This window comes from Pseudomonas palmensis, from assembly GCF_049942755.1.
GTDB classification, from domain to species: Bacteria; Pseudomonadota; Gammaproteobacteria; order Pseudomonadales; family Pseudomonadaceae; genus Aquipseudomonas; species Aquipseudomonas palmensis.
In genome coordinates, this window is sequence record NZ_CP187958.1 from 2,444,891 (window position 1) to 2,470,958 (window position 26,068).

At 64.3% G+C, this 26,068-nt stretch carries 23 protein-coding genes and 1 pseudogene; 13 read left to right on the top strand and 11 right to left on the bottom strand.

The window, feature by feature from the left end:
• Positions 1–65 precede the first annotated feature (65 nt).
• Positions 66–698, top strand: coding sequence for a LysE family transporter (locus ACPRTJ_RS11230; RefSeq protein WP_043863380.1), 633 nt, complete (start codon positions 66–68; stop codon positions 696–698).
• 123 nt (positions 699–821) lie between these two features.
• On the opposite strand, the gene ACPRTJ_RS11235 is transcribed toward ACPRTJ_RS11230, so the two are convergent.
• Genes ACPRTJ_RS11235 through ACPRTJ_RS11250 form a run of 4 tightly spaced genes read right to left on the bottom strand, consistent with a single transcriptional unit; the run spans position 822 to position 3,963 of the window.
• A complete protein-coding gene (locus tag ACPRTJ_RS11235) occupies positions 822–1,562 on the bottom strand; it encodes a hypothetical protein (RefSeq protein WP_043863381.1) in 741 nt (246 codons plus the stop codon).
• A 3-nt stretch (positions 1,563–1,565) separates the two neighbouring features.
• Positions 1,566–2,153, bottom strand: coding sequence for a penicillin-binding protein activator LpoB (gene lpoB, locus ACPRTJ_RS11240; RefSeq protein ID WP_043863467.1), 588 nt, complete (start codon positions 2,151–2,153; stop codon positions 1,566–1,568).
• A gap of 29 nt (positions 2,154–2,182) precedes the next feature.
• Positions 2,183–2,557, bottom strand: coding sequence for a YcfL family protein (locus tag ACPRTJ_RS11245; RefSeq protein ID WP_043863382.1), 375 nt, complete (start codon positions 2,555–2,557; stop codon positions 2,183–2,185).
• A gap of 14 nt (positions 2,558–2,571) precedes the next feature.
• Positions 2,572–3,963, bottom strand: a complete 1,392-nt coding sequence (locus ACPRTJ_RS11250) for a COG3014 family protein (protein ID WP_426428848.1) — start codon at positions 3,961–3,963, stop codon at positions 2,572–2,574.
• Between the two features lie 428 nt (positions 3,964–4,391).
• On the opposite strand from ACPRTJ_RS11250, the pseudogene ACPRTJ_RS11255 reads away from it, so the two are divergent.
• Positions 4,392–5,915: pseudogene (locus ACPRTJ_RS11255) on the top strand (FTR1 family protein); the annotation flags it as partial.
• Positions 5,916–6,013: 98 nt separating this feature from the next.
• Complete coding sequence (locus ACPRTJ_RS11260; protein ID WP_043863384.1) at positions 6,014–6,475, top strand: YaiI/YqxD family protein; 462 nt, start codon at positions 6,014–6,016, stop codon at positions 6,473–6,475.
• 4 nt (positions 6,476–6,479) lie between these two features.
• On the opposite strand, the gene elbB is transcribed toward ACPRTJ_RS11260, so the two are convergent.
• Positions 6,480–7,148, bottom strand: a complete 669-nt coding sequence (gene elbB / locus ACPRTJ_RS11265) for an isoprenoid biosynthesis glyoxalase ElbB (RefSeq protein ID WP_426428850.1) — start codon at positions 7,146–7,148, stop codon at positions 6,480–6,482.
• Positions 7,149–7,264: 116 nt separating this feature from the next.
• Complete coding sequence (locus ACPRTJ_RS11270; protein ID WP_043863386.1) at positions 7,265–7,906, bottom strand: DedA family protein; 642 nt, start codon at positions 7,904–7,906, stop codon at positions 7,265–7,267.
• A gap of 207 nt (positions 7,907–8,113) precedes the next feature.
• On the opposite strand from ACPRTJ_RS11270, the gene hemB reads away from it, so the two are divergent.
• Both hemB and ppk1 read left to right on the top strand, forming a co-directional pair.
• Positions 8,114–9,124, top strand: coding sequence for a porphobilinogen synthase (gene hemB / locus ACPRTJ_RS11275; RefSeq protein WP_043863387.1), 1,011 nt, complete (start codon positions 8,114–8,116; stop codon positions 9,122–9,124).
• A gap of 19 nt (positions 9,125–9,143) precedes the next feature.
• Positions 9,144–11,378 (top strand): polyphosphate kinase 1, encoded by a 2,235-nt coding sequence (gene ppk1 / locus ACPRTJ_RS11280; RefSeq protein WP_043863388.1) that lies wholly within the window; start codon positions 9,144–9,146, stop codon positions 11,376–11,378.
• Here ppk1 and ppx read toward each other — a convergent pair.
• A complete protein-coding gene (gene ppx, locus ACPRTJ_RS11285; protein ID WP_043863389.1) occupies positions 11,365–12,867 on the bottom strand; it encodes an exopolyphosphatase in 1,503 nt (500 codons plus the stop codon). The two genes, ppk1 and ppx, sit on opposite strands and share 14 nt — an antisense overlap.
• Before the next feature lie 240 nt (positions 12,868–13,107).
• Between ppx and trxA the strand changes: the two genes are divergently transcribed.
• From trxA to ACPRTJ_RS11320, 7 genes are all read left to right on the top strand, one after another.
• Positions 13,108–13,437, top strand: coding sequence for a thioredoxin TrxA (gene trxA, locus ACPRTJ_RS11290; RefSeq protein WP_043863390.1), 330 nt, complete (start codon positions 13,108–13,110; stop codon positions 13,435–13,437).
• 230 nt (positions 13,438–13,667) lie between these two features.
• On the top strand, positions 13,668–14,927 hold the full coding sequence (gene rho / locus ACPRTJ_RS11295; protein ID WP_043863391.1) for a transcription termination factor Rho: 1,260 nt from the start codon (positions 13,668–13,670) through the stop codon (positions 14,925–14,927).
• A 125-nt stretch (positions 14,928–15,052) separates the two neighbouring features.
• Positions 15,053–16,519, top strand: coding sequence for a 4-hydroxy-3-polyprenylbenzoate decarboxylase (ubiD, locus tag ACPRTJ_RS11300; RefSeq protein ID WP_043863392.1), 1,467 nt, complete (start codon positions 15,053–15,055; stop codon positions 16,517–16,519).
• Positions 16,519–17,487 carry a CDP-6-deoxy-delta-3,4-glucoseen reductase gene (locus ACPRTJ_RS11305; protein WP_043863393.1) on the top strand — a complete coding sequence of 323 codons (969 nt, stop codon included), beginning with the start codon at positions 16,519–16,521 and terminating at the stop codon, positions 17,485–17,487. Before ubiD ends, ACPRTJ_RS11305 begins: the two co-directional genes overlap by 1 nt.
• A 276-nt stretch (positions 17,488–17,763) precedes the next feature.
• Positions 17,764–18,414, top strand: coding sequence for a gamma-glutamylcyclotransferase (locus ACPRTJ_RS11310; protein ID WP_043863394.1), 651 nt, complete (start codon positions 17,764–17,766; stop codon positions 18,412–18,414).
• Between the two features lie 51 nt (positions 18,415–18,465).
• Positions 18,466–19,107: an energy transducer TonB gene (locus ACPRTJ_RS11315; RefSeq protein WP_081315193.1), complete on the top strand. Its 642-nt coding sequence runs from the start codon at positions 18,466–18,468 to the stop codon at positions 19,105–19,107.
• Positions 19,108–19,118: 11 nt separating this feature from the next.
• Positions 19,119–19,649, top strand: coding sequence for a CbrC family protein (locus ACPRTJ_RS11320; protein ID WP_054915498.1), 531 nt, complete (start codon positions 19,119–19,121; stop codon positions 19,647–19,649).
• 61 nt (positions 19,650–19,710) lie between these two features.
• Here the strand turns inward: ACPRTJ_RS11320 and ACPRTJ_RS11325 are convergent, their stop codons facing one another.
• Positions 19,711–20,688 carry an NADPH:quinone oxidoreductase family protein gene (locus ACPRTJ_RS11325; protein WP_043863397.1) on the bottom strand — a complete coding sequence of 326 codons (978 nt, stop codon included), beginning with the start codon at positions 20,686–20,688 and terminating at the stop codon, positions 19,711–19,713.
• A gap of 156 nt (positions 20,689–20,844) precedes the next feature.
• On the opposite strand from ACPRTJ_RS11325, the gene ACPRTJ_RS11330 reads away from it, so the two are divergent.
• Complete coding sequence (locus ACPRTJ_RS11330; RefSeq protein WP_054915500.1) at positions 20,845–21,255, top strand: flagellar basal body-associated protein FliL; 411 nt, start codon at positions 20,845–20,847, stop codon at positions 21,253–21,255.
• On the opposite strand, the gene ACPRTJ_RS11335 is transcribed toward ACPRTJ_RS11330, so the two are convergent.
• From ACPRTJ_RS11335 to ACPRTJ_RS11345, 3 genes are read right to left on the bottom strand one after another with little or no spacing between them, the layout of a single operon-like run.
• Positions 21,256–22,365 carry an ABC transporter permease gene (locus ACPRTJ_RS11335; RefSeq protein WP_043863399.1) on the bottom strand — a complete coding sequence of 370 codons (1,110 nt, stop codon included), beginning with the start codon at positions 22,363–22,365 and terminating at the stop codon, positions 21,256–21,258. It lies immediately after the preceding gene.
• Positions 22,365–25,100, bottom strand: a complete 2,736-nt coding sequence (gene rbbA, locus ACPRTJ_RS11340; RefSeq protein ID WP_426428855.1) for a ribosome-associated ATPase/putative transporter RbbA — start codon at positions 25,098–25,100, stop codon at positions 22,365–22,367. Before rbbA ends, ACPRTJ_RS11335 begins: the two co-directional genes overlap by 1 nt.
• On the bottom strand, positions 25,097–26,062 hold the full coding sequence (locus ACPRTJ_RS11345) for an HlyD family secretion protein (RefSeq protein WP_043863401.1): 966 nt from the start codon (positions 26,060–26,062) through the stop codon (positions 25,097–25,099). The genes rbbA and ACPRTJ_RS11345 overlap by 4 nt, the downstream gene beginning before the upstream one ends.
• Between the last annotated feature and the right edge of the window lie 6 nt (positions 26,063–26,068).

The window sequence follows — 26,068 nt, forward strand, 5'->3', positions numbered from 1 at the left end:
TGGTGATTTTTTCAGCGGCGCATTAGCGTGGAACCCTTGAACAAGGGTCCGGGCCGAGGTGTGTGATGTCGCTGGAAACGTGGTTGGCTTTTTTTGCTGCCTGTTGGGTAATCAGTCTTTCGCCGGGGGCGGGGGCCATTGCGTCCATGTCCTGCGGCCTGCAGTACGGCTTCTGGCGCGGCTACTGGAACGCGCTGGGCCTGCAGTTGGGGCTGGTGATGCAGATCGCGATCATTGCCGCCGGCGTGGGCGCGGTACTCGCTGCCTCGGCTACCGCGTTCCAGGTCATCAAATGGTTTGGCGTTGCCTACCTGATCTACCTGGCCGTGAAACAGTGGCGAGCGCTGCCGGCAGACCTGGCCGACGACTCGACGGTACGCCCCATCGGCAAGCCGTTGAGCCTGGTGTTCCGTGGTTTTCTGGTCAACGTCAGCAACCCCAAGGCGCTGATCTTCATGCTTGCGGTGCTGCCGCAGTTCATCAATCCGCATGCCGAGCTGCTGCCGCAGTACCTGACGATCGCCGGCACCATGGTGGCGGTGGACCTGCTGGTGATGGCGGGTTATACCGGGTTGGCGGCGCGGGTGCTGCGCCTGTTGCGCACGCCCCGGCAGCAGCGGCGCATGAACCGCACGTTTGCCGGGTTGTTCCTGGGTGCGGCGACATTGCTGGCGACCATTCGCCGGGCGCCGGTCTAAGACCGGAAGGCTGCGCCTTCCATCGCGGTTCACCACTGTTCTTGTGGGAGCCGGCGTTGCCGGCGAAGAGGCCAGCACAGACACCCAATAAAAAAGGCGACCCGAAGGTCGCCTTTTGCATGCTCAGCGCAAGATCTGCGCCGGTTCATCCGGCGGCAGGTTGTTGCGCATCGGCGCACGTTCCTGATCCGGCATCACACCCACCAGCTGCTCCTTGAGCTGTCTGGCCACATCCATGCCCAGTTCCTTGGACACTTCACGCACCACCCGCGGACGGTTCAGGCTGACCCGCACGTCCTGGCTGTTCACCAGCTTGGTGTCCTGGCCTTCACCCATGGCGGTGAACGCCGAGGTGATCTCATAGGTACGGGTGTTGATCAGGCTGAAATCGGCCACCAGGGTCAGGCCCAGGATCGCCGAGTAGCTGTTGGTGTTGTCGATCGAGGTGATATCGCGCTGGAAGTCGATATCCGACAGGGTGCCGAACAGTACGTAGTCGGCGCCCTTGTAGTTGCCCGCCTTGATCCGCGCGATCACGTCATACACGTCCTGCTTGGCCTTGGCCGTGTACGGCGTGCCCTGCACCAGCTGGAACATGCCGGACTTGAGGATCTCGCCCTTGATGTCGCCGCTGAACTTGCGCAGCTCGGTCTGCTCGATGTAGCTCTGGCTGCTTTCGAATTCGCTGTAGCTGGACGACGCGTTGGCGTGGTACATGCTCGCATTCGAGTTGCTGCTCGCCGAGACCATGTGGATGTACTGCTCCACGCGCTCCTGATAAGCCAGGTCGGTGACCGCTACCTTGGGGGCCGCTTGCACGCCGAACGCGCAAGCCAGGCCGATGATGCCCATCCATGCACGCATTGCTTAGCGCTCCGTGGTCTTGCGGATTTCTTTTTCGTCCATCCACTCGGCCAGGCCGCTTTCCACGTCGATCAGCTGCAGGCTGAACTTGTAGAACACGTCCTTGTAGTCGCTGCTGCGCTTGACGATCGAGCTGATCGACCCTTCCAGGCGGTATTTGGCAGCGATCATGTTGCCGGTCTTGGCCACGGTGTTCTTCTTGTACAGGCCGCTCTGGTTCTGCAGCTTGAGCTGGTCGACCTGGCTCTGCATCTGGTTGTTGTCGCTGGCGAAGCGGGCGGTGCCGGTCTTCATCAGCTGGGTCTTGATCGAGGTGGTGATCTCGCGGGTATCGATGTACTCGCTGGTCTTGTTCTTCACGTCGTAGACCTGAACCACCGGACGGCCCTGCAGGATGCCGGACTGGGCCAGCGAGCGGGTCATGCTTTCGGCGATCATCTGCAGGTCGGTGGAACCGAACTCGTTGGTGACCAGTTCAACGGCCTTGCTGTCGCCGTAGCCAATGTTCTTGCCGCCCAGTACAGGGGAGTTGTTGGCGCAGCCGCTGGCCAGCGCGACCACTACGGCCAGCAGGGAAAAACGAGCGAACATCATGTTGAGCATCTCCTGAAAATTGAAAATTACTGGGCCTGGACTTCAATGCGGAAGTCAGTGGCCTGGGGGACCGGGGCAATCGCTGGCAGTACGGTGGACTGCGAGCCGTACAGGCTCAGGGTCTTCCAGCTTTCTTCGCTGGCGACCGGGAAGCCGTCGTTGCCCAGCCAGGCAAAGCGATAGAACATCGTCTTGTTGCTGCGGCTGGTGTTGGTCAGCGAGACCTTGACGGTCATGAAGCCGTTTTCGCGGGCAACCCGCATCGGGCCGATATCGATGTTGCTCAGTTTGCCCATCACGACCACCTTGCTGGCGGCGCTGCCCGGTGCGGGCGGTGGTGGGGTGGCGCAGCCGGCCAGCAGGGTGGCGGTGGCGAGCGCGGCGAGAAGCTTGAGGCGCATGGCGATTCCTTGGCTTACTTGAGGCTTGCGACGGCGGCGGCCGGCGCAGGCTGGGTGACTTGCAGGGCCGGGCCACCGGCGTAGACGCGGTTGCCCACGACGCGCAGGGCCACGACCTGATAGGGGCGATCGATCTTCACGGCGATCTTGCTGCCGCCCAGGTTCGACGGCAGGCTCAGCTGGTGCTCGCCCTGGGCCAGGCGCACGCGGGCAACCAGGGTGTCGTCCGGCAGGGTGCGCCAGGTGCGGGTGTCGGCGCCTTCGGTGACGGCCGAGGCGATGCCCACGGCCAGACCAGCCAGCGGGTTGACGTCGTTGAGCTGCTTTTGCGCCACGCCACGGGTGATGGCGCGCACGCTGGTGCGCAGGATGATGCCTGGCATGTCGTCACGCAGCGCGCGGCGCGACATGGCGGTGGTGCTGTTGAGCGCGGTCAGCGAGAGGGTCTTGTCGTTCAGGTAGATCTCGCTGAAGTGCGCGGTGGAGGTGTCTTCCTTGATGATCGGGAACGACAGCGGGGTGATCACCAGATTGCCGCTGATTGGCAGGGGCAGGGGGATGCGCACCGAGTCGCGGGCCGGCGCCAGGCCGCTCTGCACCACGATCAGCACGTCGCTGTCGGCGCCCTTGGCGGCAGGCTTGTCGAGGTCGAGCAGCGCACGCTCGAGCAGCGCGGTGTTCGGGCGCAGTTCGGCCGCCTTGCGGTAGCCCGGTGCAGCCAGGCCTTTTTCGCCCAGTGCTTCGTATACGTAGCCGGACAGGTAGTGGCTGAACGCACTCTGGTAGCTGTTCTTCAGGCCGACCACTTCAGGCGCGTCCAGGGCGGCCACCGGGTAGCCCTGCAGGTCCTTGTACTCGGTCTTGACGCCTTCCTTCTCGGCCTCTTCTTCGCGCTTGAGGTATTCCTTGTCGCGCAGCTCGGCGATCACGGCCTCACGTTCGTGGGTTTTCTTGATTTCGGTGCGGGCACCGTCGAAATCATTCTGCGCCAGCAGGTTCAGGGCCATCTGGGTGGTCAGCATGACTTTTTCGTAGTCGTAGCCTTCGTAGCGGCGCACCTTGTCGTTGACCAGGTAGCTGCCGAACTGGCTCAGGTACTTGGCGGTGTCCAGCTTCACCGACTCTTCCCACTTGAACACCACGCTATCGGCTTCGCGCCAGGCATCCTGGCTGCCGCTCAGGTCGCCCTTGGAGCGCAGCAGTTCGCCTTTCTCGAAGTAGTAGAGAAGGTCCTTGTCCTCACCCTTGTTGTTCTTTTCCAGCAGGGCCAGGGCCGCGTCGACGTTGCCGCTGGCCAGCTGCTGGTTGGTTTCCTGGAGTTCGCTGTCGTAGCTGCGAAACGCTGCGCAGCCCGTCAGTTGGATGATCGCGCACAGCGTGGCGACGGTGAGGACACGGGAGGCCATCTTGAATCTCTTCCCTGAAAAGTGACGTTAGGCGCCGGCGAGTGGCGGTGATCCCTTTGGACGCTAGTTCCAAATCCTCTTAGCAGAGGAGCCTGTATTTCCATTCGCTATAACGAAAGGCGCGGCATTATAGACGCAATGACTGGCTAATTAATGGCCTTGTGCTTCATTTTTTCTTGGATGTGCCAGTAGTCACATTTCCCGTGTGGTGTAGGAATAAGTCGATTCCCGGGGTAGGAGATAAACTTGTTTCAAAATTTTTCATGAAACTTCCGGGTGGTGCTTGAGCCGGCGCAAGTGGAAGTGAACAATGCAATCCTCCTCATTCCTGTTCGAGATTGGCTCCCATGATGCCCCGCCCCCGTGTGTTCGCCTGGCTGCTAGGGTCGCTGCTGGCCCTGGGCAGTGCCTTGAGCAGTGCCGCGCCGCAAGCGCCGCTGATTACCCCGGACCCGGCCCGCGGTGCACCGCTGTACGCCCAGCACTGTTCGGTGTGCCACGGTGACGGCGGCGCCGGCGATGGGCCGGCGGGGTTGGGGTTGGAACCATCGCCGGGCGATCTGCGCCAGGCGGCGCGACTCGACACCCTGAGCCTGGCCGAGCTGTACCGGGTGATGGAGCAGGGCATCGAGGGCAGCGACATGCCGGCGTTCGCCGACCAGCTCGACGAGCGCCAGCGCTGGGACGTGGCCAGCTACATTGCCGGCTTCAGCGCCGAGCCTGGTGCTGTGCAGACCGACCGGCGCTTCAGCCTGGCCGAGCTGGCGCAGCTCACCCCGGCGCAGGTGCGTGACACCCAGGGTGGCGAGGCGGCGGCCGCCTTTCGCGCCCAGCGCGCCAAGCCGCCAGCGGCGCAACGCGGCCCTGGCCAACTGATCGACTACACCGCCACCACCCTCGAACAGAGCCTGGCCGCCTATCGTGCCGGCGACCACGAGCAGGCCTACGACTTGTCGGTGGCGGCGTACCTGGAGGGCTTCGAGCTGGTGGAAAGCGCCCTGGACAACGTCGATGCCAACCTGCGCAAGAACACCGAAAAGGCCCTGATGGCCTACCGCCAGGGGTTGCAGGACGGCTTGCCGGTGGAGCAGGTGACGCAACGCCTGGCGGCGGCCAAGGCCAAGCTCGAAGCATCGGCCAAGCTGCTGGGTGGCGATGGCCTGAGTTGGTCGCTGAGCTTCATCTCCGGCCTGCTGATTCTGCTGCGCGAGGGGCTGGAGGCAATCCTGGTGCTGGCGGCGATTCTGGCCTTCCTGCGCAATACCGGGCAGCAGTCGGCAGTGCGCAGCGTCAACGTGGGGTGGGCGCTGGCGTTGGTGGCGGGCTTTGCCACCTGGGCGCTGGCTGCCTACGTGATCGACGTGGGGGGCGCACAGCGTGAACTGCTGGAGGGCTGCACCGCCCTGTTCGCCTGCGTGATGGTGCTGTGGCTGGGGGTGTGGATGCACGACCGGCGCCATGCGGCGGCCTGGCAGGACTACATCAAGAGCAGCCTGGTGGGGGGCGGCGGCCGCTTCGGCTTTGCCGTGCTGGCGTTCTTTTCGGTTTACCGCGAACTGTTCGAGGTGATCCTGTTCTACGAAACCCTGTGGCTGCAGGCCGGGCCTGCGGCGCACGATGCGGTGCTGGCCGGCGGGGCGACGGCGCTGGTGCTGCTGGTGGGGCTGGCGTGGGTGATTCTGCGCGGGTCGGCGAAGTTGCCGCTGTCGCTGTTCTTCAGCATCAACGCGGCGCTGCTGTGCGCGTTGTCGGTGGTGTTCGCCGGGCATGGGGTGAAGGCGTTGCAGGAGGCGGGGGTGTTCGGTACGCGGCCAGTGCCGTTCTTCGACTTCGACTGGCTGGGGATTCATGCCGATGCGTATTCGCTGGCTGCGCAGGCGTTGGCGCTGGTGGCCATTGCAGTGTTGTACGGGCGCAGCTGGCTGGCAGGGCGGCGGGTTTCGGTGCACTGATCGAGGGCCCCTGCGCTGGCTTGTCGGCGAATGCTGCAACGCCGCGCCAATGCAGGGATACTGTGCCCCTTGTTCTCTTTGCGGTGGATAACCCAACCATGCGTGTCTGGATCGACGCCGATGCCTGCCCCAAGGCGGCCAAGGACCAACTGGTCAAATTTGCCCTCAAGCGCCAGTTCGAGGTGGTGCTGGTCGCCGGTCAGGGCCAGATCAAGCCGGCCTTTGCCTGCGTCAGGCTCATCGTGGTGCCCAGTGGGCCGGATGCTGCCGACGACTACCTGGTGGAACACGCCGTGCCCGGCGAGTTGGTGATCTGCAGCGATGTGCCGCTGGCCGATCGGCTGGTCAAGAAGGGGGTGGCCGCGCTCGATCCGCGTGGCCGCGAATTCGACGAGCGCAACATGGGCGAGCGGCTGGCGGTGCGCAACCTGTTCACCGACCTGCGCGAGCAGGGCCAGGTCGGTGGTGGGCAGGCGCCCTACGGCGAGCGTGAGAAACAGGCCTTCGCCAATGCGCTGGACCGCATTCTCACGCGGTTGGCACGCGCCTACCCGCAGTGATGCCTCAGTCGGCCTCGTGGGTCAGTTCCAGAACCCGGTCGACCAGCTTGTAGATCCCGCCCGCCGCCTCGCCGATGCTCTGCGCCAGCATGTAGGCGGGGGTGCTGACCAGCTTGCGCTGAGTGTCTTCGACGATGTCGTGCACATCGCATTCTTCATGGGTGCCGCCCATCTTGACCACAGCCGCGCTGGTGTCGGCATCGTTGCCGATGGTGCAGACCACGCCTGGCCCGTAGATCTTGGCCGCCAGGGCCGGCGAAATGCAGATCAGGCCCACCGGCTTGCCCGCTTCGGCGAAGGCTTCGGCCAGTTCGAGCACATCGGGGTTGACCGAGCATTTGTCGCCTTCCACGGCGAAGTTGGAGAGGTTTTTCGCAGCGCCGAAGCCACCGGGCACGATCAGTGCGTCGAAGTCGTCCGCATTCGCTTCACGCAGGTCCTTGACCTCGCCGCGCGCAATGCGCGCCGACTCCACCAGCACGTTGCGCGTTTCGGGCATCTCTGCGCCGGTAAGGTGGTTGATCACATGCATCTGCGCGATGTTCGGTGCAAAGCACTGCACCTGGGCGCCACGCTGGTCAAGGCGCAGCAGGGTGATGACGCTCTCGTGAATTTCGGCACCGTCGTACACACCGCAACCGGAAAGGATCACCGCAACTTTTTTCTTGGTCATGCTCACTACTCCCGTTCAAGGCGCTAAATGTCCCCTGATTTGGCCATTCTCGCCAGGCTCTCTACATAGATCGCAATGCAGGGGGAGTGTTCAGTCGTGAGAGCGAGCAGCCAGGCCTATGGCCGGTCGCCACCTTCGCCAGTGTGCTGCTCCCGGGCCTGGGCCCGCGCCTGTTCGGCCTGGGCCTCGGCGGCTTCCTGGCGGGCAATGCGCGCGGCCTTGAAGCGCCGGCGCAGCCACAGCAGGGCGCCCAGTACCACCAGGGCACCGAGTACCCACAGCTCGTACTTCTTCACGTTGCCCAGCAGCCCTTCGAGGATGGCGCCGAAGTGGTAGGCGGCCGCGCCCAGGGCCAGTGCCCATACTGCGGCACCGATGCCGTTGAGCAGCAGGTAGCGGCGCGGCGGGTAGCCGGACAGGCCGATGGCCACGGGCATCACCGTGCGCAGGCCGTAGACGAAACGGAAACTCAGCACCCAGATGTCGGGGTGGCGGCGGATGTGCTCCAGCGCACGGTCCCCCATCATCTGCCAGCGCGGCTTGCGCGCCAGCAGCTTGCGCCCGTGACGACGCCCCATGAAGTACCACAGCTGGTCGCCGGCATAGCTGCCGAAGAAGGCAACCAGCACCACCATGTTGATATCCATGTAGCCACGGAACGCAAGAAATCCGGCGAGAACCAGTATGGTCTCACCTTCAAAAAAGGTGCCTAGAAAAAGGGCAAAATAGCCGAAATCCTGCAGGAATTGTTCAAGCATTTTCTGGGTGCTGGCGAAATGAACGCGCAGCCTACCCCCTGGGAGGCTTTAGGGAAAGTGTCCAAATGTGTCTCGACGTGAACATTTCCTACAAGGAGAATGAATGCGTCCATAAGTCGCAGGGTTGCCTCAGGTCGTCATACGGGCGTCATAATGGCTGCTTATAACTGTCGCGCTCGCCCGCCTGCGCGGGCTCAGGAGTCTGCCGTGAGCTTTACCCCCGCTAACCGTTTGTTTCCTGCCACTCGCCTGCGTCGCAACCGCCGTGACGACTTTTCCCGTCGCCTGGTGCGCGAAACCACACTGACTGTTGACGACCTGATCCTGCCGGTGTTCGTGCTGGACGGCGAAAACCGTCGCGAGGAAGTCGCCTCGATGCCCGGCGTGGAGCGCCTGAGCATCGACCTGCTGCTGCAGGCCGCCGAGGAGTGGGTGAAGCTGGGTATTCCGGCCCTGGCCCTGTTCCCGGTGACCCCGCTGGACAGGAAGTCGCTGGATGGCGCCGAAGCCTACAACCCGGACGGTATTGCCCAGCGCGCCACCCGCGCCCTGCGCGACCGCTTCCCGGAGCTGGGGGTGATCACCGACGTGGCACTGGACCCGTTCACCACCCACGGCCAGGACGGTATCCTCGACGAGGAAGGCTACGTCCAGAACGACATCACCGTCGACGCCCTGGTGCGCCAGGCGCTGTCGCATGCCGAGGCCGGCGCCCAGGTGGTGGCCCCGTCGGACATGATGGACGGGCGGATCCAGGCGATCCGTGAAGCCCTGGAGCTGGCCGGTCATGTCAACGTGCGCATCATGGCCTACTCGGCCAAGTATGCCAGCGCCTACTACGGCCCGTTCCGCGACGCGGTCGGCTCGGCGCTGAACCTGGGCAAGGCCAACAAGGCCTCGTACCAGATGGACCCGGCCAACACCAACGAGGCCCTGCATGAAGTGGCCGCCGACCTGTCCGAAGGCGCCGACATGGTAATGGTCAAGCCAGGCATGCCGTATCTGGATATCCTTGCGCGGGTCAAGGACGAGTTCAAGGTGCCGACCTTCGTCTACCAGGTCAGTGGCGAGTACGCGATGCACATGGCCGCGATCCAGAACGGCTGGCTCTCGGAAGGGGTTATCCTCGAATCCCTCACCGCTTTCAAACGGGCGGGCGCCGACGGCATCCTGACCTATTTCGCTGTTCGCGCCGCACAATTGATGAGAGGGCAGTAACGCCCTTCAGGAACGCTAGATGAATAACGAAGCACTTACCGAAGTCGAAGTGAAGGATGCCCAGCCGGTGCCCGAGCAACTGGTCGAAACCCCGCCGGACCTCGAGCCCGCGCCGGTGGTCGAAGCCGAGGCGCCCGTGGTGGCTCCGGCCCCGGCGGTGCCGGCGATTGCCGTGCCGGGCCTGGACGACAGCAGCCTGTACATCCATCGCGAATTGTCCCAGCTGCAGTTCAACATCCGCGTGCTGGAGCAGGCGCTGGACGAGTCCTACCCGCTGCTGGAGCGACTGAAGTTCCTGCTGATCTTTTCCAGCAACCTGGATGAGTTCTTCGAAATTCGTGTGGCGGGCCTGAAGAAGCAGATCACCTTCGCTCGCGAGCAGGCCGGCGCCGACGGCCTGCAGCCGCACCAGGCGCTGGCGCGCATCAGCGAGCTGGTGCACAGCGAAGTGGACCGCCAGTACGCGATCCTCAACGACGTGCTGCTGCCGGAGCTGGAAAAGCACCAGATTCGCTTCATCCGCCGGCGTCACTGGACCACCAAGCTCAAGACCTGGGTGCGCCGCTACTTCCGCGACGAGATCGCACCGATCATTACCCCGATCGGCCTGGACCCGACCCACCCGTTCCCGCTGCTGGTGAACAAGAGCCTGAACTTCATCGTCGAGCTCGAAGGCATCGATGCGTTCGGCCGTGATTCGGGCCTGGCGATCATTCCGGCGCCGCGTCTGCTGCCGCGGGTGATCAAGGTGCCGGAAGACGTCGGTGGCCCCGGCGACAACTACGTGTTCCTGTCGTCGATGATCCATGCGCACGCCGACGACCTGTTCCAGGGCATGAAGGTCAAGGGCTGCTACCAGTTCCGTCTGACCCGCAACGCCGACCTGGCGCTGGACTCCGAGGACGTCGAAGACCTGGCCCGTGCCCTGCGTGGCGAGCTGTTCTCGCGTCGCTATGGCGATGCGGTGCGCCTGGAAGTGGCCGATACCTGTCCCAAGCACCTGTCCGATTACCTGCTCAAGCAGTTCAGCCTGAGCGAGCACGAGGTGTATCAGGTCAATGGCCCGGTCAACCTCACGCGCCTGTTCAGCATCACCAGCCTGGACAGCCACCCGGAGCTGCAGTACACCCCGTTCACCCCGGCAATTCCCAAGCTGTTGCAGAACAGCGAGAACATTTTCAGTGTCATCAGCAAGCAGGACATCCTGCTGATGCACCCCTTCGAGTCGTTCACCCCGGTGGTCGACCTGCTGCGTCAGGCGGCGAAAGACCCGCACGTGCTGGCCGTGCGCCAGACCCTGTACCGCAGCGGCGCCAACTCCGAGATCGTCGACGCGCTGGTGGATGCGGCGCGTAACGGCAAGGAGGTCACCGCAGTGATCGAACTGCGCGCGCGTTTCGACGAAGAGTCCAACCTGCAGATGGCCAGCCGCCTGCAAGCGGCGGGTGCGGTGGTGATCTATGGCGTGGTCGGGTTCAAGACCCACGCCAAGATGATGCTGATTCTGCGGCGCGAGGCCGGCGAGATCGTGCGTTATGCGCACCTGGGTACCGGCAACTACCACGCCGGCAACGCCCGCCTGTACACCGACTACAGCCTGCTGACCTCCGACGACGCCTTGTGCGAGGACGTCGGCAAGCTGTTCAGCCAGCTGATCGGCATGGGCAAGACCCTGCGCATGAAGAAGCTGCTGCACGCGCCGTTCACCCTCAAGAAGGGCATGCTCGACATGATCGCGCGCGAGACCCAGTTCGCCCTGGAAGGCAAGCCGGCGCACATCATCGCCAAGTTCAACTCGCTGACCGACCCCAAGATCATCAAGGCGTTGTACAAGGCCAGCCAGTCGGGCGTGCGCATCGACCTGGTGGTGCGTGGCATGTGCTGCCTGCGTCCGGGCATTCCGGGCGTTTCGCACAACATCCACGTGCGCTCGATCATCGGGCGTTTCCTGGAACACACCCGGGCGTTCTACTTCCTCAATGGCGGGGAAGAGCAGATGTTCCTTTCCAGTGCCGACTGGATGGAGCGCAACCTCGACAAGCGTGTCGAGACCTGCTTCCCGGTGGAGGGCAAGAAGCTGATCCTGCGGGTGAAGAAGGAGCTGGAGGGGTACCTGACCGACAACACCCACGCGTGGCTGCTGCAGTCGGACGGCCGCTATGTGCGCAGCACGCCGACCGGCAACCAGAACCCGCGCAGTGCCCAGGCCACTCTGCTTGAGCGCCTGAGCAACCCGGTGCTTATCGTACGCTGAGGGTAAAGCCGACCCGGGCCAGCCATTCGGCTTCCAGGCCGAAATCGGCCTGGGTCAGCTGGTTCTGTTCCAGCCAGCCGGCCGGGAACTCCACATCCAGGCTCTGACCGGCGGCATGCAGCTTGACCGTCGGCATCTGCTGGGTGCCGCGGATGTGGTGGAACAGGATCGCGAAGCGCAGCAGCACGCACAGACGAATCAGCTTCACGCCGTCGTCGCCGAATTCGGCGAACTTGTCCTTGGGGATGTTGCGCCGGTGCCCGCGCACCAGCAGTGCCAGCATCTGCTGGTCTTCACGGGAGAAGCCGGCCAGGTCGGAGTGCTCGATCAGGTAGGCGCCGTGCTTGTGGTAATGATAGTGGGCGATGTCCAGGCCCACTTCGTGCACCTTGGCCGCCCAGCCCAGCAGTTCGCGCCAGATCCCGTCTTCAAGATCCCACGCCTTGGCCACCTGGTCGAAGGCATGCAGCGCCTTGCGCTCGACCCGTGCCGCCTGGCCCTGGTCGACGTGGTAGCGCTCCATCAGCGAGGTCAGGGTGCGCTCGCGCACGTCTTCGTGGTGGTGGCGGCCCAGCAGGTCGTACAGCACGCCTTCGCGCAGGGCACCTTCGCAGTGGTCCATGCGTTGCAGTTCCAGCGCGTCGAAGATCGCCTCCAGGATCGCCAGGCCCGCCGGGAAGATGGTGCGCCGGTCGGGCTTGACCCCTTCGAAATCGATCTTGTCGGTATCGCCCAGCTTGAACAGTTTGCGCTTGAGCCAGGCCAGACCTTCGGCGTTGACCTCGCCGTTGCCCATGCCGCCGGCCTTCAGGGCCAGGCCGATGGCGCGGATGGTGCCCGAGGAGCCGATGGCTTCATCCCAGGTCAGGCGGTGCAGGGCATTCTCGATGCTCATCAGCTCCAGGCGCGCGGCGGTGTAGGCCTGGGCATAGCGCGCCGGGGTGATCTTGCCGTCGCGAAAGTAACGCTGGGTGAAGCTAACGCAGCCCATCTGCAGGCTTTCGCGCAGCAGGGGCTCGAAGCGCTGGCCGATGATGAATTCGGTACTGCCGCCGCCGATGTCGGCCACCAGGCGCTTGCCGGGGGTGTCGGCCAGGGTGTGGGAGACGCCCAGGTAGATCAGGCGTGCTTCTTCACGGCCGGAAATCACCTCCACCGGGTGTCCGAGAATGGCTTCGGCGCGGCGGATGAATTCGCCGCGGTTGCGCGCTTCGCGCAAGGCGTTGGTGCCGACGATGCGCACCGCGCCGTCAGGCATGCCGTTGATCAGCTGGGCGAAGCGCTTGAGACAGTCGAGCCCGCGTTGCATGGACTCTTCGCTGAGCTGGCGCTCTTCGTCGATGCCGGCGGCCAGCTGAACCTTTTCCCCCAACCGCTCCAGGATGCGAATGTCGTTGTGGTGGGCCTTGGCCACGACCATGTGAAAACTGTTGGAGCCCAGGTCGATGGCGGCTATCAGGGACAGATTCTTGGCTGGGTTTTGCGGCATGGTGATGGGTTCTCGGTCGATAACCCGGCAATCGTGCCACGATCCGCCGCCGACGCCAACGCGCAGTGTGGCAAGGCTTGACCTGACGCAGTTGCGAGTCTTTTTTATGACTTTTGTGTGACAGTCGATATGCAACGTCTCGCACAACTATAGTTACAGTCAATCGCGCGTGGCTTCCTGTCTACGGCGATGGCGGCTATGATGGGCCACGTTTTTTTGCTTACGACCTTGGAGACTTCCATGAGCAGCGATCTTATCAAACACGTCACCGACGCCACCTTCGAAGCCGACGTGCTCAAGGCTGAAGGTCCGGTGCTGGTCGACTACTGGGCTGAATGGTGCGGCCCATGCAAAATGATCGCTCCGGTTCTGGACGACATCGCCGCTACCTACGAGGGCAAACTGACCGTCGCCAAGCTGAACATCGACGAAAACCAGGAAACCCCAGCCAAGCACGGCGTGCGTGGCATCCCTACGCTGATGCTGTTCAAGAACGGCAATGTCGAGGCGACCAAGGTCGGCGCATTGTCCAAGTCTCAGCTGCAGGCGTTCCTCGACGCCAATATCTGAGTCGAAAAAAGCCCCGCATTCGTCGGGGCTTTTCTCTGTCTGGTGACTAGACGCCAGAAAATGCAAGTGATACATTCGGCCTCGCACTGTTTCTTTCAGTGCCCCCTGCACGCCGTCGCCGACGCACCTCAATTCGAATTAGTACGCGATCCTGTCGCCTTCTCTGCGGCGCGGCTTCATTAAGCCAGAAGCTTAATTCCCCCTTCTTACATGATTACGTCATTCCCCTTATGAATCTGACTGAACTCAAGCAAAAGCCGATTACCGATCTGCTCGAATTGGCCGAACAGATGGGCATAGAAAATATGGCCCGTTCGCGCAAGCAGGACGTGATTTTCTCCCTGTTGAAAAAGCACGCGAAAAGCGGCGAGGAAATCTCCGGTGACGGCGTGCTGGAGATTCTCCAGGACGGTTTCGGCTTCCTGCGTTCGGCTGACGCTTCGTACCTGGCCGGCCCGGATGACATCTATGTCTCGCCCAGCCAGATTCGTCGCTTCAACCTGCGTACCGGTGACACCATCGTCGGCAAGATCCGCCCGCCCAAAGAAGGCGAGCGCTACTTCGCGCTGCTCAAGGTCGACACCATCAACTACGACCGTCCGGAAAACGCGAAGAACAAGATCCTCTTCGAAAACCTGACGCCGTTGTTCCCGAACAAGCGCCTGAAGATGGAAGCCGGCAACGGTTCCACCGAAGACCTCACCGGTCGCGTCATCGACCTGTGCGCGCCGATCGGCAAGGGCCAGCGCGGCCTGATCGTCGCCCCGCCGAAAGCGGGCAAGACCATCATGCTGCAGAACATCGCGGCCAACATCACCCGCAACAACCCCGAGTGCCACCTGATCGTGCTGCTGATCGACGAGCGCCCGGAAGAAGTGACCGAGATGCAGCGCACCGTGCGCGGCGAAGTGGTCGCCTCCACCTTCGACGAGCCGCCAACCCGTCACGTGCAAGTGGCCGAGATGGTCATCGAGAAGGCCAAGCGCCTGGTCGAGCACAAGAAGGACGTGGTCATCCTGCTCGACTCGATCACTCGTCTGGCCCGTGCCTACAACACCGTGATCCCGAGCTCCGGCAAGGTGCTGACCGGTGGTGTCGACGCCCACGCCCTGGAGAAGCCGAAACGTTTCTTCGGTGCTGCACGTAACATCGAGGAAGGCGGTTCGCTGACCATCATCGCCACCGCGCTGGTCGAGACCGGCTCGAAGATGGACGAAGTGATCTACGAAGAGTTCAAGGGTACCGGCAACATGGAACTGCCCCTGGACCGTCGCATTGCCGAGAAGCGCGTGTTCCCGGCCATCAACATCAACCGTTCGGGTACCCGTCGCGAAGAGCTGCTGACCGCCGACGACGAGCTGCAGCGCATGTGGATCCTGCGCAAGCTGCTGCACCCGATGGACGAGATCGCTGCCATCGAGTTCCTGGTCGACAAGCTCAAGCAGACCAAGACCAACGACGAGTTCTTCCTGTCGATGAAGCGCAAGTAACACGGGCGGTACGCAAGAGCCGGGGAAACCCGGCTTTTTGCTATCTGTACATTGTCTATTCTGGCGGGCGGGGTTCGGCGCTACACTTTGCACCCCGACCGCTACGGCGAACACGAGGCTCCCGCATGCAGTATCGCGATTTGCGCGACTTTATCCGCGGCCTGGAACAGCGCGGCGAACTCAAGCGCATTCAGGTCCCCATCTCCCCGATCCTGGAAATGACCGAGGTCTGCGACCGCACCCTGCGTGCCAAGGGCCCGGCGTTGCTGTTCGAGAACCCTACCGGTTTCGACATCCCGGTGCTGGGCAACCTGTTCGGCACCCCGGAGCGCGTGGCCATGGGCATGGGCGCCGAGTCGGTCAGCGAACTGCGCGAGATCGGCAAGCTGCTGGCCTTCCTCAAGGAGCCCGAGCCGCCCAAGGGGCTGAAGGACGCCTGGTCGAAGCTGCCGATCTTCAAGAAGGTCATCTCGATGGCGCCCAAGGTGGTCAAGGATGCGCCCTGCCACGACGTGGTGATCGAAGGTGACGACGTCGATCTTGGCGCGCTGCCGATCCAGCACTGCTGGCCGGGCGACGTGGCGCCGCTGATCACCTGGGGCCTGACCGTGACCCGAGGTCCGAACAAGGACCGCCAGAACCTGGGTATCTATCGCCAGCAGGTCATCGCCCGCAACAAGGTCATCATGCGCTGGTTGAGCCACCGTGGCGGCGCGCTGGACTACCGCGAGTGGTGCGAGAAGCACCCTGGCCAGCCGTTCCCGGTGGCCGTGGCACTGGGCGCCGACCCGGCGACCATCCTCGGCGCGGTGACCCCGGTGCCCGACAGCCTGTCCGAGTACGCCTTCGCCGGCCTGCTGCGCGGCAACCGTACCGAGCTGGTCAAGTGCCGCGGCAATGACCTGCAGGTGCCCGCCACCGCCGAGATCATCCTCGAAGGCGTGATCCACCCCGGCGAGATGGCGCCCGAAGGCCCGTATGGCGATCACACCGGCTACTACAACGAGGTCGACAGCTTTCCGGTGTTCACCGTGGAGCGCATCACCCACCGCACCAAGCCGATCTATCACAGCACCTACACCGGGCGTCCGCCTGACGAGCCGGCGATTCTGGGCGTGGCGCTGAACGAAGTGTTCGTGCCGATCCTGCAGAAGCAGTTCCCCGAGATCACCGACTTCTACCTGCCGCCTGAAGGCTGCTCGTACCGCATGGCGGTGGTCACCATGAAAAAACAGTACCCAGGGCACGCCAAGCGCGTGATGCTGGGGGTGTGGTCGTTCCTGCGCCAGTTCATGTACACCAAGTTCGTGATCGTCACCGACGACGACATCAACGCGCGGGACTGGAACGACGTGATCTGGGCCATCACCACGCGCATGGACCCCAAGCGCGATACCGTGATGATCGACAACACGCCGATCGACTACCTGGACTTCGCCTCGCCGGTTTCCGGCCTGGGCTCGAAGATGGGCCTGGATGCCACCCACAAGTGGCCGGGCGAAACCACCCGCGAGTGGGGGCGTGTCATCGTCAAGGACGAGGCCGTCACCCGACGCATCGATGAGCTGTGGACACAGTTGGGAATAGACTGATGCAGGTTACCTTGCAGCCCTCCGGGGCGGTGCTGGCACTGAACCCTGGTGAGCGCATACTGGATGGGGCCCGTCGTCTGGGCTATGACTGCCCGCAGAGCTGCCGCAATGGCAATTGCCATGTGTGCGCGGCACTGCTGGTGGAAGGCCGTGTGCGCCAGGATGGCGAGGTGAAGGACCATGGCGAGCTGTACACCTGCATCGCCGAGCCGCTGGAGGATTGCGTGTTGCTGTGGGATGGCGTGTTGGCCCTGGGCGAGCTGCCGGTGCGCAAGCTGGCCTGCCAGTTGAGCGAATGTGTCGAGGTGGGCGGCGACGTGTGGCGCGTGCGTCTGCGCGCGCCGGCCGGCAAGCCGCCGCGCTACCACGCCGGGCAGTACCTGATGATCGAGCGCGAAGCTGGCGACAAGGCCGCGTTCTCGCTGGCCTCGGCGCCACACAGCGGGCGTGACCTGGAGCTGCACGTGCTGGCCCGCGAGAGCAGTGCACTGGAACTGATCGCACAGTTGCAGCGCAACCGCATGGCGCGGGTGGAGCTGCCGTTTGGCGACACGCACCTGGCCGAACTGCCGGACGGGCCGCTGGTACTGATTGCTGCCGGTACCGGCATGGCGCAGATGCACAGCCTGATCGAACATTGCCGGGCCAGCGGCTTCAAGCACCCGGTGCACCTGTACTGGGGAGTGCGCCGCCCGGAAGACTTCTATCAGATCGAGCACTGGGACGAGTGGGCAACGCTGCCCAACCTGTTCCTGCACAAGGTAGTGAGCGACTTGTGCGGCTGGGAGGGGCGCTGCGGACTGCTGCACGAGGCCGTGTGCGAAGACATTGCCGACCTTGCGGGCGTGCACGTGTATGCCAGTGGCTCGCCCACCATGATCTACGCCACCCTCGATGCCCTGGTGGACGCTGGCATGGACGCACACCAGATGCGCGCCGATGTATTCGCTTATGCCCCGCGCGGCTAACTTAGGTAATAACGGCGCGTTGCAATAACGCGCCGATTCAAATAACCCGATTGTGCCTCGTTGGTTATAAGTGCTGGTCGCGTTAATTATTGCAAGCACCGCCAAAAACTATTACTACACTTGAAACAGCAGGCCTGAAAGCCCCGGTGCTGGGGGCTTTGTTTGCAACGGGGGCTTGTATTCGAGCGGCCATCTGCCGTACGGTCGATGTATTGTTAGTGCAATGACTTTACAGTGGGCCACTTCAGTAGTTCACGAGGAATTCTGGCGGCGATCATGTCGGCAATTGAAACTGCACCCTCGAGTTTGGCGTACCCTCCGGTGCTCGACTTCGGTCAGCAACTGACCCACGAGCAACTTCGACAATCGGTTGATCACACCATGTCCCGCCATCAGGGCGGCCCGGTCTGGCTGTTTGCCTATGGCTCGCTGATCTGGCGACCGGAATGCAGCGCGGCCGAGCGCCGGCGCGCACGCGTGCATGGCTATCATCGCGGCCTGTACCTGTGGTCCCACGAGCACCGCGGCACTCCGGAGTGCCCGGGGCTGGTGTTCGGTCTGGACCGTGGTGGCTCGTGCAGCGGCTTTGCCTATCGGCTGCCCGAAGAGCGCCTGGAGGATTCATTGCTGGCGCTGTGGCAGCGCGAGATGCCGTACCCGGCGTACCGTCCGCACTGGCTCAACTGCCGCCTCGAGGACGGCAGCAAGGTGCAGGCACTGGGCTTCGTGCTGGAGCGGCACTTGCCGTGCTATGCCGGCAACCTGCCCGACACCTTGCTCAGCCATATCCTGGCCAGCGCCAAGGGTCGCTACGGCACCACCCGCGACTATGTCGAGCAGACCCTTTCGGCGCTGCGCACCCATGCCATGCCCGACCGCAACCTGGAGGCACGCTTCAAGCGTTGTCATTCGGCGGACAAGGCGTGAAGCCTGCGGTACCATCGCGCCCCTTATCAATGGACGTGTTGGGAATCAGGGATGAAACGCTGGCTTGGAATACTGTTGTGCTGGTGCTGCGCCGTGCAGGCCGAGCATGTGCCCACGTTCGCGCAGCCCCCGGCCCCGGTGTACCCGAGGGCCATGAGGCTGGTGGGCCTGGAGGGCGCCGTGCGCATCGGCTACCAGGTCGATTCGCGCGATGGCTCGGTCAGCCATGTAACCGTCAAGCACAGTGATCATGCGTTGTTCAGTGCGTCTGCAGAAGCGGCCATCGCAAAGGTGCGGTTCGAACCCTGGACGGTGGCCGCGGGCGAGCCGGTGAAAACCGATGTGGTGCAGAGCCTGCTCTTTCGCATGGATGAGCAGTCCATGGCGATGACCCTGGATGCCCAGGCCGCGTTGCCGCAGCTGCAGTGCAAGCTGTTCAACTATTACCTGACCACCTACCGTCAGATCCGCTCGCATCAGCCGCTGTGGCAGATGGACAGCGTGGCCACGTCCATCGGCTTGCTGGCCAGGACGTCACCCGCATCGCCCACCCTGCTGCAGTTCAAGCAGGCGCAGCAGGCGTTCGAGGCAGCGCTGCCGTCTATCGAGCGGCGCTGCGCCGGGCAGCCCGACCTGATGTTCATCGACGCCTGGCCGCAGCAACTGCGTGACCTTGCGCTCAAGCAGCTGTGAGAAGGAATGCCATGACAACACCACTTCCGGTCTTTACCTATTACCCCGGCAAGGTTCATTACATCGTGGCCAGCAGCGAGGCTTGCGTGTGCTGCGGGCAGGCGCGTGGTTACCTGTATGACGGCACGCTGTACACCGCGCAGACACTCGAGGGCGATATCTGCCCGTGGTGCATCGCCGATGGTTCGGCGGCCAGGCGCTACGACGGCAGTTTCCATGATGTGTATGCGATGGGGGAGGCGGGCATAAAGCCTGAGGTGCTCGACGAGATCGCCTACCGCACGCCGGGCTATCCCACATGGCAGGACAGCCAGTGGATGCACCATTGCGGTGACGCCTGCGAGTTCCACGGGGACGCCAGCGCCGAGGACATCAGTGAGGCCACGCCGGCGACCCGGGAGCACTGGGCCGAGTACAACGGCATGACCGTGGAGGACTGGTCGTGGGCCGCGGTGGGGTATGCGCCGGGCGGGGATACCGGGTTCTACAAGTTCGTGTGCCGTGGGTGCAAGCAGGTGCTGCTGGCCTGGGACATGAGCTGACGTTCACGCCTCTATCGCGGGTCAAGTCCGCTCCCACAGGGCAGTGCGGGAGCGGGCTTGGCTATCGCACAGACACCACCAGCTTGCCCACCGCCTTGCGCCCCGCCAACTGCTCGATTGCAGCCCCGGCATCGGCCAGTGGGTAGGTCTGCGACACCAGTGGTTTCAGCTTGCCCTCGGCATGCCACGCAAACAGCTGCTTGAAGTTCGCGGCGTTATCCGCCGGCTGGCGCTGCGCGAACGCACCCCAGAACACCCCCAGCACCGCCGCGCCCTTGAGCAGCGTCAGGTTCACCGCCAACTGCGGGATCTGCCCGCTGGCGAACCCCACCACCAGCATCCGTCCGTTCCACGCCAGCCCGCGCACCGCCTGCTCGAACAGCTCGCCGCCCACCGGGTCGAAAACCACGTCCACGCCCTGGCCACCGGTCAGGCGCTTGATCTCGTCCTTGAGGCCGCTTTCGCTGTAGTTGATCAGCTCGTCGGCACCGGCAGCCTTGGCCACGGCCAGCTTGTCGGCGCTGCTGGCCGCTGCGATCACCCGCGCGCCCAGGGCCTTGCCGATCTCCACCGCCGCCAGCCCGACACCGCCCGACGCGCCCAGCACCAGCAGGGTTTCCCCGGCTTGCAGATGCCCGCGCTGGGTGAGCGCGTACATCGAGGTGCCGTAGGTCATGCCGAATGCGGCAGCCGTGGCGAAGTCCATGTGCGCCGGGATCGGCATCACGTTGTAGCCCGGCACCGCGATCTGCTCGGCAAAGCTGCCCCAGCCGGTCAGCGCCATCACCCGGTCGCCCACCTGCAACGGCCCGGCCTTTTCGCCCACCTCCAGCACTACCCCTGCTGCTTCGCCACCCGGCGAGAACGGCAGTGGCGGCTGGAACTGGTACTTGCCCTGGATGATCAGGGTGTCGGGGAAGTTGACCCCCGCCGCATGCACCTGCACCAGCACTTCATTGCGTTTGGGCACTGGGCTGGCGACCTCTTCGAGGACCAGGTCGCTGGCCGGACCATGGGCTTTGCACAACACGGCTTTCATCAGGGCTATTCCTTTGCGGGTGGTGGCCGATAAGTGTAGGTGGGCAGGGTGTCGGGTCAACGAGCATGCCCCGGCCTGATAAGCCGGCATAAGCCCGGGCTTGGGTTTGGCGAAGGCGCTGGGTATGCTGGCGCCAACTGTTTGAGGAGCGAATTGGTGAAAGCGTGGATCTTGATGGTACTGGCCCTGATGCTGCCAGCGGCGGCCATGGCCGAAGAAGCCAAGGACGGAGAGGGCGCGCCGAAGGTGTCGTACATCTCCCTGACCCCGCCACTGGTGGGCAACTATGCCCTTGATGGCGGCCCCAAGCTGCGCGTGTACAAGGCCGATGTGGCGTTGCGCGTGGACAACGATGTGGATGCGGCCGCGGTCAAGCACCACGAACCGCTGATCCGCAACCAGCTGGTGGCCCTGTTCACCCAGCAGAGCCTGGACGGCATGAGCAACGTCGAGGCCAAGGAACACCTTCGCCAGGAAGCCCTCAAGCAGGTGCAGCAGGTGCTCAACGGCGAAGAAGGCCGGCCGGTGGTGGCCGACCTGCTGTTCAACAACCTGATCGTGCAGTAGTCACGAAGCCAGGCTGCGGCGAAAGCGTGCCAGGGCGATCGCAAAGAACGCCAGGCCGATCGCCGCCAGCGCCAGCAGGTCCGGCCACACCACCGATGCGTCGGCGTCGCGGAACAGGATCGCGGCACCCAGGCTGACGAAGTGGGTGGAGGGTGACAGTTGCATCACCCACTGCAGCCATTGCGGCATGCTGTCCAGCGGCGTGCTGCCGCCCGACAGCAACAGCATCGGGATGATCACCGGGATCGCCAGCAAGCCGAACTGCGGGGTCGAGCGCGCCAGTGTGGCGAGGAAGATCCCCAGCGCGGTGCTGGCGAACAGGTACAGCGCGGTCACGCCCAGGAACAACCCCATGGAGCCGGCCAGCGGCACTCCCAATGCCCCCTTGACCACCACCTCCAGCGACACCCAGGTGCACAGCACCACCACCAGCGCGTTGCTGCCGATCTTGGCCAGCATGATTTCCAGTGCCGTCAGTGGCAGTACCAGCAGGTGGTCGAGGGTGCCATGCTCGCGTTCGCGCAGCAGCGCAGTGCCGGTCAGCACGATGGCCAGGATGGTGATGTTGTTGACGATCTGGATCACTGCCAGAAACCAGCCGCCCTCCAGGTTGGGGTTGAACAGCGCCCGTGGGCTCAGCAGCGCCGGGCTCTGCACGGCCTGCTTGGCGTAGTCGAGCAGCTCGCGTTCGAAGATCCGCCCGATGTAGCCGGCGCCCATGAACGCCTGGCTCATGGCGGTGGCGTCGACGTTCACCTGCAGTTCCGGGGTGCGCCCGGCCAGCAGGTCGCTCTGGAAGTTCACCGGGATATTGATCACGAAGGTGTACTGGCCGCTGTCCATGGCCTGGTCGAGCTGGTCGTAGGGCAGCGTCACCGCCGGCTGGAACTCCGGCGGTTGCAGCGCCTCGCCCAGCTTGCGTGAGACCAGGCTGTGGTCTTCGTCGACGATGGCCACGCTGGCGTTGTGCACGCCGATCACCGAGCCGGCGGCGGGCATGTAGATGGCCACGCTGAAGGCATACAGCAGAAACAGCAGCAGCACGCTGTCGTGGCGCAGGCTGGTCAGCTCCTTGAGACCGAGGCGGTAGATATGGGCCAGGCGCTGCATCAGACCTCCTGCTTTTTCAGCATGATCAGGCTCAGCCCGGTGAAGCCGGCGAAGAACCCGAACAGGGCCAGGCACTGCGGCCATAGTTCGCGCAGGTCCAGGGCCTTGGTGAAGGTGCCGACGGCAATGTCGAGGAAGTAGCCGGCCGGGAACAGCTGGCCCATCAGTGCTGCCGCGCCATCGAGAGAAGAGCGCGGCACGATCAGCCCGGAGAACTGGATGGTCGGCAGGCTGGTGATGATCATGGTGCCCAGGATCGCCGCGATCTGGGTGCGGGTGAATGCCGAGATCAGCAGCCCCAGGCTGGTGGTGGCCAGCAGGTACAGCACCCCGCCGCAGGCCAGGGCCAGCGCGCTGCCCTTGAAGGGCACGCCGAACAGCCAGCGGTTCATCGCCACCAGCAACGCCAGGTTGACCAGGCTCACCAGCAGGTACGGGGCCTGCTTGCCGAGCAGGAACTCCAGGCGCGTGAGCGGCGTGGCGTAGAAGTTGGTGATCGAGCCCAGCTCTTTTTCACGCACGATGCCCAGTGCCGTGAGCATCGCGGGAATGAATGCCAGGATCAGCGCCATCACCCCGGGGCCGATGGCGTTCACGCTGATCACGTCCTGGTTGTAGCGAAAGCGGGTTTCAAGCTTTACCGCTGCCAGGCCTGGCTGTGCGCGGCTGCTCAGCGCGGCGAGCTGTTCGAGGTTGGCCTGGTGCACGGCCTCCACATAGTTGCGGCTGGTTTCGGCGCGAAACGGCATGCCGCCATCGAGCCAGGCCGCCACCACCGGCTGGCGCCCGGCATTCAGGTCGCGGCCAAAGCCGGGGGGGATCTCCAGCGCCAGCTTGATTTCCGAGCGTTGCAGGCGCTTGTGCAGTTGCGCGGCGTCGCGGATCGGCGCCTGCTCGGCGAAGTAGCGCGAGCCGCGAAACGCTTCCAGGTACAGACGGCTTTGCGGGCTCTGGTCCTGGTCGTAGACCGCGAATGCCAGGTTCTCCACGTCCAGCGAAATGCCATAGCCGAAGATCACCATCATGAACAGCGCACCGAGCAGGGCGAAGGCCAGGCGCACCTTGTCGCGCAGCAGCTCCTTGCCTTCGCGGGTGGCTACCGCGAACAGCCGCACGAAGCTGAAGCCGCTGCGGGGCGGCGGGCTGGCGGCTTCGGCGGTGGTGCTCACCGGTTGGGCCTCGGTCGGCGCCGGGCTGCTGTTCTGCGCCTGTTCCAGGCAGGTGACGAAGGCGTCTTCCAGGGTCTGGCCGCCGAACTGCTGTTGCAGCGCGGCCGGGGTATCGCAGGCCAGCACACGGCCGGCATGCATCAGCGAGATGCGATCGCAGCGCAGCGCCTCGTTCATGAAGTGGGTGGACAGGAAGATGGTCACGCCCTGCTCGCGGGACAGCTCGATCAGCAGGCGCCAGAAGTCGTCGCGTGCGGCCGGGTCGACGCCGGAGGTGGGTTCGTCGAGGATCAGCACTTCAGGCCGGTGCAGCACCGCCACGGCCAGCGACAGGCGCTGGCGCAGGCCCAGCGGCAGGGCGCCGGACTGCTGGTCGGCAATGTCGCCCAGGTCGAAGCGCTCGATCAGTTCGGCGATGCGCGGGGTGCTGTCGGCCTTGTTCAGGTCGAACAGGCGTGCGTGCAGCTCGAGGTTCTGACGCACGCTCAGTTCGCCATACAGCGAAAAGCTCTGAGACATGAAGCCTACGCGCTTGCGCGTGGCCAGGTCCTTGGCGTCGACCGGGCGGCCGAGCAGGGTGGCGCTGCCTTCGCTGGCCGGCATCAGGCCGGTGAGCACCTTCATGGTGGTGGTCTTGCCACAGCCGTTGGAGCCCAGGAAACCGAAGATCTCGCCACGGCCGATGGCGAAGCTGACCTTGTTCACTGCGGTGAAGTCGCCGAAGCGCAGGGTCAGTTCATGGGCCTCGATGGCGATGTCGCCGTCGTCGGCCGGGCGTGGCGGGATCACCAGCGGCGCCTGGGTGCGGCTGCGGTCATCCTGCTGCTGGCTCTGGTAGCAGGTGAAGGCGTCGTCCAGCTTGCCGCTGGCGGTGGCGCCGGCCAGCTCGCGGCTCAGCCCCTGGGCGATCAGGCGACCACGGTCGAGCATCAGACAGTGCTCGAACTGTTCGGCCTCTTCCATGTAGGCGGTGGCCACCAGCAGGGTCAGTTGCGGACGCTCGCCGCGCACCTGCTCCACCAGCTCCCAGAAGCGCCGGCGCGACAGCGGGTCGACGCCGGTGGTGGGCTCGTCGAGAATCAGCAGGTCGGGCTCGTGGATCAGTGCGCAGCACAGCCCGAGTTTCTGCTTCATGCCCCCGGAGAGCTTGCCTGCCGGGCGCTCGGCAAAGCGTTCCAGGTCGGTGGCCAGCAGCAGCGCGTGCATGCGCGTGTCGCACTCGGAACGGCTCAGGCCGAACAGCGTGGCGAAGAAGCGGATGTTCTCGCTGATCGACAGCTCTGGGTACAGGTTGCCGCCCAGGCCCTGGGGCATGAAGGCGATGCGCGGGTACAGGCTGTTGCGGTGGCGGCGCTGGCGGATCGAGCCGTCCAGCACCTGCAACTCGCCCTGTTGCAGCTTCTTGACCCCGGCAATCAGCCCCAGCAGGCTCGACTTGCCCGCACCGTCCGGGCCGATCAGGCCGCAGCGGGTGCCTGTCGGCAGTTCAAAGCAGATGTTTTGCAGGGCCTCGAGGGAGCCGTAGCGGTGGCTGATGCCACGCGCCTGCAGCGCCAGGGCCGTCATTGCAGGTTGGCCGGCCAGTCCACGGGGGCGCTACGCACATAGCCGGCGCCGGGCATGCCCGGCTTGGCCTGGGGCACCGCGCTGGGCTCGGTCAGGCGCAGCTTGACGCGAAACACCAGCTTCTGGCGCTCGTCACGGGTTTCCACCTGCTTGGGGGTGAACTGCGCCTTGGCTGCCACGAAGCTGATCTTGGCCGGCAGCGCGCGGTCGGGCAGGGCATCGAGCACGATGCGTGCCTGGTCGCCCACGGTCAGTTTGCCGGTGGTGGAGGCGGGCAGATAGAGGTTCATGTACTGGTCGCTGGGGTCGATCAGCAGCAGTACGCGCCCGCCGGCCCCGAGCACTTCGCCCGGTTCGGCCAGACGCAGCTGGATCACGCCATCGATGGGCGCGCGCAGGCTGCTGTCGTCGATTTCGCTGGTGAGCTGGGCCACCTGGGCCTCGGCGGCACCGATGGCGGCCTTGATTGCCGCGAGTTGCGCTCGCGCTGCCACCACGGCTGAATTGCTGGTGTCGTAGCGGGCCTGCTGCTGGTCGAGCAATTGCTGGCTGGAGTACTTGCGCTGGAACAGTTCGCGCACGCGCTTGAGTTCCTGGCTGGCCAGCAGCTGTTCGCTCTGGCGCAGCTGCACGGTGGCCTGGGCGGCCGCGTAGTTCTCGCGGGCACGCAGCACTTCGGCTTCGGCCTGGTTGCGCTGGGCCTCCATGGTGCGGGTGTCGATGCGCGCCAGCAGTTGGCCCTTGTGCACCACGTCGCCCTCGTCGGCCAGCACTTCGGCCAGGCGCCCCGGCACTTTGGTGGCGATCTGCACCTCGGTGGCCTCAAGGCGACCGTTGCCCATGCTCAGGCCTTCGGGCAGACGGTCGTGCATGGACTTCCAGTAGCCCAGGCCGCCGGCTGCCACCAGCAGCGCAATCAGCGCGCCGGCAAAGAGTTTGGGGGTGTGTTGGCTCATCGACATGCACCT